7 protein-coding genes are annotated in these 8,372 nt (G+C 36.0%); 5 read left to right on the top strand and 2 right to left on the bottom strand.

Features of this window, described 5'->3' with window-relative positions; genetic code table 11:
* Nucleotides 1–246 precede the first annotated feature (246 nt).
* The 4 genes from AC1RFD_RS22210 (at nt 247) to AC1RFD_RS22195 (ending at nt 5,358) form a co-directional block, all read left to right on the top strand.
* Complete coding sequence (locus AC1RFD_RS22210) at nt 247–1,440, top strand: ornithine--oxo-acid transaminase (protein ID WP_004233780.1); 1,194 nt, start codon at nt 247–249, stop codon at nt 1,438–1,440.
* An 83-nt stretch (nt 1,441–1,523) separates the two neighbouring features.
* On the top strand, nt 1,524–2,768 hold the full coding sequence (locus tag AC1RFD_RS22205; RefSeq protein ID WP_004233781.1) for a Glu/Leu/Phe/Val family dehydrogenase: 1,245 nt from the start codon (nt 1,524–1,526) through the stop codon (nt 2,766–2,768).
* 367 nt (nt 2,769–3,135) lie between these two features.
* Nucleotides 3,136–4,299 (top strand): iron-containing alcohol dehydrogenase, encoded by a 1,164-nt coding sequence (locus AC1RFD_RS22200; protein ID WP_131522565.1) that lies wholly within the window; start codon nt 3,136–3,138, stop codon nt 4,297–4,299.
* A 360-nt stretch (nt 4,300–4,659) separates the two neighbouring features.
* Nucleotides 4,660–5,358, top strand: coding sequence for a hypothetical protein (locus AC1RFD_RS22195; RefSeq protein ID WP_048395809.1), 699 nt, complete (start codon nt 4,660–4,662; stop codon nt 5,356–5,358).
* Between the two features lie 53 nt (nt 5,359–5,411).
* On the opposite strand, the gene AC1RFD_RS22190 is transcribed toward AC1RFD_RS22195, so the two are convergent.
* Both AC1RFD_RS22190 and AC1RFD_RS22185 read right to left on the bottom strand, forming a co-directional pair.
* Complete coding sequence (locus tag AC1RFD_RS22190; RefSeq protein ID WP_048395811.1) at nt 5,412–6,395, bottom strand: cation diffusion facilitator family transporter; 984 nt, start codon at nt 6,393–6,395, stop codon at nt 5,412–5,414.
* Nucleotides 6,396–6,409: 14 nt separating this feature from the next.
* Nucleotides 6,410–7,132 carry an MgtC/SapB family protein gene (locus AC1RFD_RS22185; protein ID WP_004233792.1) on the bottom strand — a complete coding sequence of 241 codons (723 nt, stop codon included), beginning with the start codon at nt 7,130–7,132 and terminating at the stop codon, nt 6,410–6,412.
* A 132-nt stretch (nt 7,133–7,264) separates the two neighbouring features.
* On the opposite strand from AC1RFD_RS22185, the gene AC1RFD_RS22180 reads away from it, so the two are divergent.
* A complete protein-coding gene (locus AC1RFD_RS22180) occupies nt 7,265–8,164 on the top strand; it encodes a DMT family transporter (RefSeq protein WP_279495844.1) in 900 nt (299 codons plus the stop codon).
* Nucleotides 8,165–8,372: the final 208 nt, after the last annotated feature.

The raw sequence follows: 8,372 nt of genomic DNA, 5'->3' as shown, positions 1-8,372 counted from the left end.
CACATTGACGTGAGGGCTGTTCAAAGTAGGTAGAAATTGAGGCATTTTGAATGAATTTGTGACACTTCTCCAGGTAACGCTACCCTGGCTAAAACCGTAGACTTTCATGACGTAGTTTACCTTGGAGAAGTTAGCAAATTTACCGTTTGAATTGTTGCTATATTCTTAATCATTCTACTTATAGTGATACATAGTCCCTTTCTTTTATAAAGTTTTTCAACATGATTAGTAAGGAGAGAATAGGATATGACAAAAACTCAACAAGTTATTGAACAAACACAAAATTTTGGTGCAGCAAACTATCATCCACTGCCAATCGTTATTTCAGAGGCTGAGGGTGCTTGGGTTAAAGATCCAGAAGGTAACAAATATTTAGATATGTTATCTGCTTATTCAGCAGTAAACCAAGGACACCGTCACCCAAAAATTATCGCTGCTTTAAAAGAGCAAGCTGATAAAGTAACGTTAACTTCACGTGCTTTTTACAGTGAAAACCTTGGTGAATGGTATGAGCTAGTAGGGAAATTAACAAATAAAGAAATGGTATTACCAATGAATACTGGTGCTGAAGCAGTAGAAACTGCGTTTAAAGCAGCTCGTCGTTGGGCATATGATGTAAAAGGCGTAGAAGAGGGTAAAGCTGAAGTTATTGCATGTAATGGTAACTTCCATGGTCGTACAATGCTAGCTGTTTCTTTATCTTCTGATGAAGAATACCGTCGTGGTTTTGGTCCAATGCTACCAAATGTTAAATTAGTAGATTATGGTAATCTTGAAGCTTTAAAAGCGGCTATTACACCAAACACTGCTGCATTTTTAATTGAGCCAATTCAAGGTGAAGCGGGTATCGTCATTCCAACAGAAGGCTTCTTAAAAGCAGCTCGTGAACTTTGCCGTGAAAACAATGTACTTTTCATTGCTGACGAAATTCAAGCTGGTTTAGCACGTACAGGTAAAATGTTTGCTTGTGATTGGGAAGAAGTAGAACCAGATATGTATATCTTGGGTAAAGCTCTAGGTGGCGGCGTATTCCCAATTTCTTGTGTGGCTGCAAACCGTAGTATTTTAGGTGTATTCAACCCGGGTTCACATGGTTCAACTTTTGGCGGTAATCCTTTAGCTTGTGCAGTTTCAATTGCATCAATTAAAGTATTATTAGATGAAAAATTAGCAGAGCGTTCACACGAACTTGGCGAATACTTCAAAGGTAAATTAAAAGAAATTAACAACCCAGTTATTAAGGAAGTACGTGGTCGTGGTTTATTTATCGGTATGGAGCTAACAGAAGCAGCTCGTCCATACTGTGAAAAACTTAAAGAATTAGGTCTATTATGTAAAGAAACACATGATACAGTAATTCGTTTTGCCCCACCACTGGTTATTTCTCAAGAGGATTTAGATTGGTCAATTGAACAAATTGAAAAAGTATTTAAACTTTAACAAAATGTTCACATTTTAATTCGGAAGTATGTTACAATGATGCCGATAACTATCATTAAAAAAAACAAAGAGGCGATTTAATAATGTCTGAAAACTTAAATCTTTTCACATCAACACAAGATGTCATTCAAGATGCTCTAAATAAACTTGGCTATGATGAAGCAATGTATGAATTACTAAAAGAACCGCTTCGCATGCTACAAGTACGTATCCCAGTGAAAATGGATGATGGTACAACAAAAGTATTTACTGGTTACCGTGCACAACATAATGATGCTGTAGGACCAACTAAAGGTGGGGTTCGTTTCCACCCACAAGTGTCTGAGGAGGAAGTTAAAGCGCTTTCAATGTGGATGACATTGAAATGTGGTATTGTCGATCTACCGTACGGCGGTGGTAAAGGCGGTGTCATTTGTGATCCTCGTCAAATGTCAATGGGCGAAATCGAACGTTTAAGCCGTGGCTATGTTCGTGCGGTAAGTCAAATCGTAGGACCAACAAAAGATATTCCTGCGCCAGACGTATTTACAAATGCACAAATTATGGCATGGATGATGGATGAATATAGCCGAATGGATGAGTTCAACTCTCCTGGCTTCATCACTGGTAAGCCACTAGTACTTGGTGGGTCTCAAGGTCGTGACCGTGCGACTGCACAAGGTGTTACAATCGTAATCGAAGAAGCAGCAAAAAAACGTGGTATTGATATTAAAGGTGCTCGTGTTGTTATTCAAGGATTTGGTAACGCAGGAAGCTTCCTTGCAAAATTCATGCATGATTTAGGTGCGAAAGTAATCGGTATTTCAGATGCTTATGGTGCACTTCATGATCCTGAAGGTTTAGATATCGACTATTTATTAGATCGTCGCGATAGCTTCGGAACAGTAACTACTTTATTTGAAAACACAATTTCAAACAAAGAATTGTTAGAGCTTGATTGTGATATTTTAGTACCAGCTGCTATTGAAAATCAAATTACTGCTGACAATGCACATAATGTGAAAGCAAATATCGTAGTAGAAGCAGCAAATGGTCCAACAACAGCTGAAGCAACTAAAATCTTAACAGAGCGTGGCATTTTACTTGTACCAGACGTATTAGCCTCTGCAGGTGGAGTTACAGTTTCTTACTTTGAATGGGTGCAAAATAACCAAGGTTATTATTGGACAGAAGAAGAAGTGGAAGAACGTCTATACAAAAAAATGGTCGAAGCATTTGATAATGTATATACAACAGCAACAACACGTAACATCAACATGCGCTTAGCAGCTTACATGGTAGGTGTTCGCCGTACTGCAGAAGCTTCTCGCTTCCGTGGTTGGGTTTAAGTAAAAAGAAGATAATGAGTCATTCCTATATTATTGGGATGACTCATTTTTTTCGTTTTTATTTGATTGAAGAAGGTGGTCTAGGCGCTGCTCTAATAGCATCTTTTTTTCGTTCCTTATTTTTTTGATTTTAAAAAATCTTAGCAGAAAAAAGCTCAAAATTATGGTTACGACAACAATTACAATAATAAGCATGTGCAAAAATTCCTTTTATTTTATGTAATGAGTAGTACTATACAACTATTGTCTGAACAAAATCTGAACAGTTTGAAAAAACGCTTTCGAAATAGCAAAGTGTTGACAGCGTTTAATCTTTGCTTTCTCTAGCGTAATTATGAGAAAATCCAACTAGAAAGGGGCGAATTAGATGGATTCATTTACTTTTTTTAACCCAGTGAAACTACATTTTGGTGAGGATGCACTTGAAAAATTGCCGAAAGAATTAGAGCAATTTGGAAACAAGGTATTAGTTGTATATGGTGGCGGAAGTATTAAATCGAATGGTGTATACGATGCTGTTATAGAAAAATTACAACAGGCGGATAAAACCGTATTTGAATTAGGTGGTGTAGAGCCAAATCCACGAGTAGAAACAGCTAGACGAGGTATTGAGATATGCAAAACTGAAGGAATTGACTTAGTTCTTGCTGTGGGTGGTGGTTCAGTAATCGATTGTTCTAAATTAATTGTTGCTGGCGCTAAGTATGATGGCGATGCTTGGGATATCGTGAAACGTAAAGTGTTTGTAGAACAAGCTATACCACTAGGTACGGTATTAACACTTGCTGCTACAGGCTCAGAAATGAATGCTGGATCTGTGATAACGAATGCTGCTACAGAAGAAAAACTAAGTTGGGGTAGTCCAGCAGCCTTCCCGAAATTTTCGATACTAAACCCTGCATATACAGTGACTGTACCTAAAAATCACACTGTGTATGGAATAGTGGATATGATGTCGCATGTATTTGAGCAATATTTCCACAATACAACGAATACTCCTATCACAGATGAAATGTGTGAAGGGGTATTGCGAACGGTTATTACGACAGCTCCAAAATTATTAGAGGACCTAGAAAATACGAAGTTACGCGAAACTATTCTATTAGCAGGGACAATTGGTTTAAATGGGTTCCTATCAATTGGTTCACGAGGGGATTGGGCATCTCATAATATTGAACATGCAGTATCTGCTGTATATGACATTCCACATGCAGGTGGTTTAGCCATTCTTCAACCGCATTGGATGCGTTTAAATGTACCAGTAAATCCTGAGCGTTTTGCAGGTATAGCAACACGTGTGTTTGGAGTCGAGGCAACAGGCAAAACAGTAGAAGAGGTTGCTTATGAGGGGATTGATCGTTTATCTGCATTTTGGACATCATTAGGGGCACCTAGTCGTTTGGCAGATTACGATATTGATGATTCGAAATTCCAGCAAATTGTAGATCATGCTATGCAAAATGGCCCTTTTGGCAACTTTAATCGATTGCAAGAGGAAGATGTAAGAACCATTTTACGAAATTCTCTTTAATACTTTAAGTATGAGGCTATGCTTATAGCCTCATACTTTTTTTATTGCAAGGTTAAGAAAAATTAACGATTAATGTAGAATTTTGTCGTAGAAGTTTCTTTAGTCCTGCAATATAATAAAATAGATACATAATAGAAGGAATATAAATGTATTTTTCTTTATTTTAAGTGAGGAAAGTCATGTTTTTAGCTGAGTCATTCAACCTATATTGTAGATTGTTTTACTATAAGGTGATTTATGGAATGACAGAAAAGGATAGTTTTTTGTCGTAATCAGTCAATTCGTGTGTCAATGTTCAGAAGTTGTTCAGCCACCTTTACTAAAATAATTACAATATTAAACAAAGAGGAGAGGGATCAAATGTTGAAACAATTGCTACAGGATCGTATTGTTACATTAAGTTGTATAGAAATGCCATTTCAGCAACATGTTTATAAAATGCAAAATTGTGTAGAGGTATTGGGGATTGAAGCGAAATCATTGCAAATTGAAAATGATAAAATTATCACTGGATACATTGTAGATCAAAGTATATTTTTTAAAAGCGTGCGTTTTGGGCGAACGAATGTTATTTTTTCGGATGGTGTAAATAAAGCAATTGTACAATTATTTGTTCGTCCTTCTGGAGAAATTGTTGTAGAAGTTAAGCCGTATTTGGGGGGTGCTGAGATTGTTCCCGTTTATTATCGAACAATTTTAGCAGATACAGCTATTGCAATTGATTTAAAAGGTGCTTTAAAACATTATTTGGTAGCCCATCAATTTATGAATATAGAAGATTCAATTGCTGAAGTACATTACCAATCCATGCATCCGAATGTATTAAAGGATTCTTTTTTAGGAAATTTCGTGTTGGGTTGTCATGTGGATGGCAGAAATATTCTCAATGCAGAAGAATATGCATTAGCTAATCGTCAAGCCTCCTTACTATTTTCAAAAATCGTTATTCAGCAGAATGGTAAAAGACAAATGATTGCTTGTAATAAATTACTTACTTTTATGATTACAAACCATGTTTATGTAGGTTATGAGGATATTCCTAATTTAAAATTAGTCTAACAAATAGCCAACTGCCTGAAATACGGCAATTGGCTATTTGTTTTTATAAAGTATTAAATGGAGTTGTTTGGTTTTTCACCAACGTGTATCCAGCTTGTTTTCCCATCATCTTCGTCGAATAATATAGCTACTTTAGATACTCCTTTTTGGCTTAGGATTACCTCTGTTAAATGATCCCGAACATCATCTAAAAAGGCTAACGATAAAAGCGGATCAGCTTCAGCCACTAATTCTACATGTAAAAACTCACCTTCTTTAATCACTTCAAGACGCACAATATCTTTGATATTTGGATCATCCATTACGAGGTGAGCGATATGGTTTAACATCTCTTCATCAGTTTCACCAATGACACCACGTGCGTTATCAAGGAATACCTTACCTACAACATAAAACATCATGACCCCAATTATCATCGAAACTAGTCCTTCTATTCGACCCCAACCTGTAAAATAAGCAATTAAAATAGCAGCAAAGGCTAAGAAGTTGCCTCCAGTAGCAACTAAATCTTCCATAAAAACTAATTTTGTTGCCGGTTTTGCTCTATTCAAGTATGTGAATGCTTTCGGAATAGATGCGATACCTGCTTTTTCTTGACCTGATTCATGTAGCACTTCTGCAGCCGCTTTAGCTAGCACTGTCCCTTCTAAAACAATCCCGATGAATAATACTCCTAGGGCAATCAATATCCCGCTAGACTCTCCTGTGGGATGAATAAAATGATGCCAACCTTCTTTTATTGTTTCATAAGAAAGGATAGCTACAATTATTACGGCGAAAAGGCATACTAAATTGACAATACGACCAAAGCCACCGGGAAATTGTTTTGTAGGTGCCTTTTTAGAGAGTGCTGACCCTATATACACAAATAATTGGTTTGCTGCATCGCCTAGAGAGTGCATCATTTCTGCAAACATCGCAACGTTACCTGTAAAGAAAAAGGCGATTCCTTTAATAATTCCTAAAAATGCATTTACACATGCAGCCATTAGAGAGGGTTTGTTACCGTCTTTTAGTAGTTTTAATAGTTCTGCCATAAAAAATCCTCCAACTAGTTTAAAATTTCCATTTCGATTTTTTCTATATAAGATAGTGCTCGTAATGAACGATAAAATGACAACAAATTATCCGAGACGATTAAGGAAAGACGTAAATCTAACTCATGTAAAACACTATCGTTTTTTAAGTGCACATCTTTAATGCGTATATTTTCAATGATAATGTTGTTGTCCTTTAAAAATAATAGAAATGATTCTGTATGGTTGTCATCATCAATTTGGACTTTTAATAAAATTTCCCGCATACGAATTCGCTTTGGTCCGATTTTCATAAGAAAAGGTGATAGTACTTCAATTCCAAAAACAATGATCACAACAGCTAGTGTTGCATCCATGTAAAAACCTGCACCAACCGCAATACCAATACCAGCGGCTCCCCAAATCATAGCAGCGGTTGTTAAACCCGTAATGCTGTCATTCCCGCGTCTTAGAATGACTCCTGCACCAAGAAAGCCAATTCCACTAACAATTTGTGCGGCTAAACGAAGAGGGTCCATCGTAATATTAATATCTTCTCTAGCGGGGGTTGAGTAGGCAGTTTCAATGGAGATAATCGTTAATAAGCAGCTGAAAGTAGCAATAACTAAACTTGTTTTTAATCCAACTGGTTTTTTCTTTAATTCCCTTTCGATACCGATTACTAAACTTAATGTGGCTGCAATAACTAATTTTATGCCAACTTCATATGTAATCATATTTTCGAATAATGTTTCCATACACAACCCTCCATTGATATTTCGTATTGCTAAGAGATATGCAAACTGTCATTATTATATGTGCATCACTTTTTTGTATTGTACAACATGAAGTAAGGACATATAAGTATTTTTTTAGGAAGGTGGGGTTTTTTGGAGCAGCCAAAAATCCATCCATACATCCCGATTGTGATTGGTGTAATTTCAGTATCGATGTCAGCTATTTTTGTGAAATTAGCATCGGCGGAAGCGGGGATTATAGCATTTTATCGCATGCTATTTTCCGTTTTAATCATGGCGCCATGGTTTTTAAGGGGATATACAAAGGAGTTAACGACTTTAAAAAGACGTGATTGGCTATTTTCTTCAGTTGCAGGGATTTTTTTAGCTTTTCATTTTATATTATGGTTTGAATCACTCAACTATACTTCAGTAGCAAGTTCAACAGTTTTAGTAACACTACAACCTTTGTTTGCGTTTGTGGGCACTTACTTTTTCTTTAAAGAGAAAATTACGGTGAAAACAATCGTAGCAGGATCAATTGCAATAATAGGAAGTATTTTAATTAGTTGGGGCGATTTTAAAGTAAGTGGAACAGCCTTATATGGAGATGTACTGGCGCTCGTTGCTTGTGCACTAGCGACAGCTTATTTTCTATTAGGACAGGATGTACGTAAGAGATTATCACTTGTAACCTATACAATGGTTGTATATGTTGTAAGTACCATCACTTTATTTATATATGTAATGGTTAAAGGGGAATCTTTTGGTCCATATTCTTCGATGGATTGGTTATGGTTTATCTTATTAGCGTTAATACCAAATTTACTTGGTCATACTTTGTTTAATTGGTCAATTAAATATGTTAGTACGAATGTTGTTTCAATTGCTATATTATTTGAGCCTGTAGGAGCTGCTCTTTTAGCTTTGGTGATATTTAAAGAGTATTTAATCATGACACAAATCATCGGTGGATTGATTGTATTAGCAGGAATTCTATTGTTTGTAATAGATATTAAAAAGATTTTTAATTTTTTTAAGAAAAATGCTTGATTTTTAAAATGCTATATTATATATTATTACTTGTCCTTAACAAGAAGGAACGCTTGAAAATAAAGTTTTGAAAAGTTGTTGACTTTTAGTTGGGAATGAGATAAGATAATAAAGTCGCTGAAAACGACTTAAATAAAATGAACCTTGAAAACTGAACAAGCAAAACGTAATCAATAAAGTTTTAAGTAGCTAGTTTTGCTAGTGAATA

Source organism: Lysinibacillus sp. GW823-FHT02G10, assembly GCF_058797135.1.
Note: the sequence above shows the minus strand (reverse complement) of the source record. Positions and strands in the feature narration are given on the sequence as shown.

Excerpts from the sequence above, each read along its gene's own strand:
- AC1RFD_RS22190 (WP_048395811.1), bottom strand. The coding sequence starts at position 6,395 with ATGGCAGAACTATTAAAACTACTAAAAGACGGTAACAAACCCTCTCTA.
- AC1RFD_RS22185 (WP_004233792.1), bottom strand. The coding sequence starts at position 7,132 with ATGGAAACATTATTCGAAAATATGATTACATATGAAGTTGGCATAAAA.
- AC1RFD_RS22205 (WP_004233781.1), top strand. The coding sequence starts at position 1,524 with ATGTCTGAAAACTTAAATCTTTTCACATCAACACAAGATGTCATTCAA.
- AC1RFD_RS22195 (WP_048395809.1), top strand. The coding sequence starts at position 4,660 with ATGTTGAAACAATTGCTACAGGATCGTATTGTTACATTAAGTTGTATA.
- AC1RFD_RS22200 (WP_131522565.1), top strand. The coding sequence starts at position 3,136 with ATGGATTCATTTACTTTTTTTAACCCAGTGAAACTACATTTTGGTGAG.
- AC1RFD_RS22210 (WP_004233780.1), top strand. The coding sequence starts at position 247 with ATGACAAAAACTCAACAAGTTATTGAACAAACACAAAATTTTGGTGCA.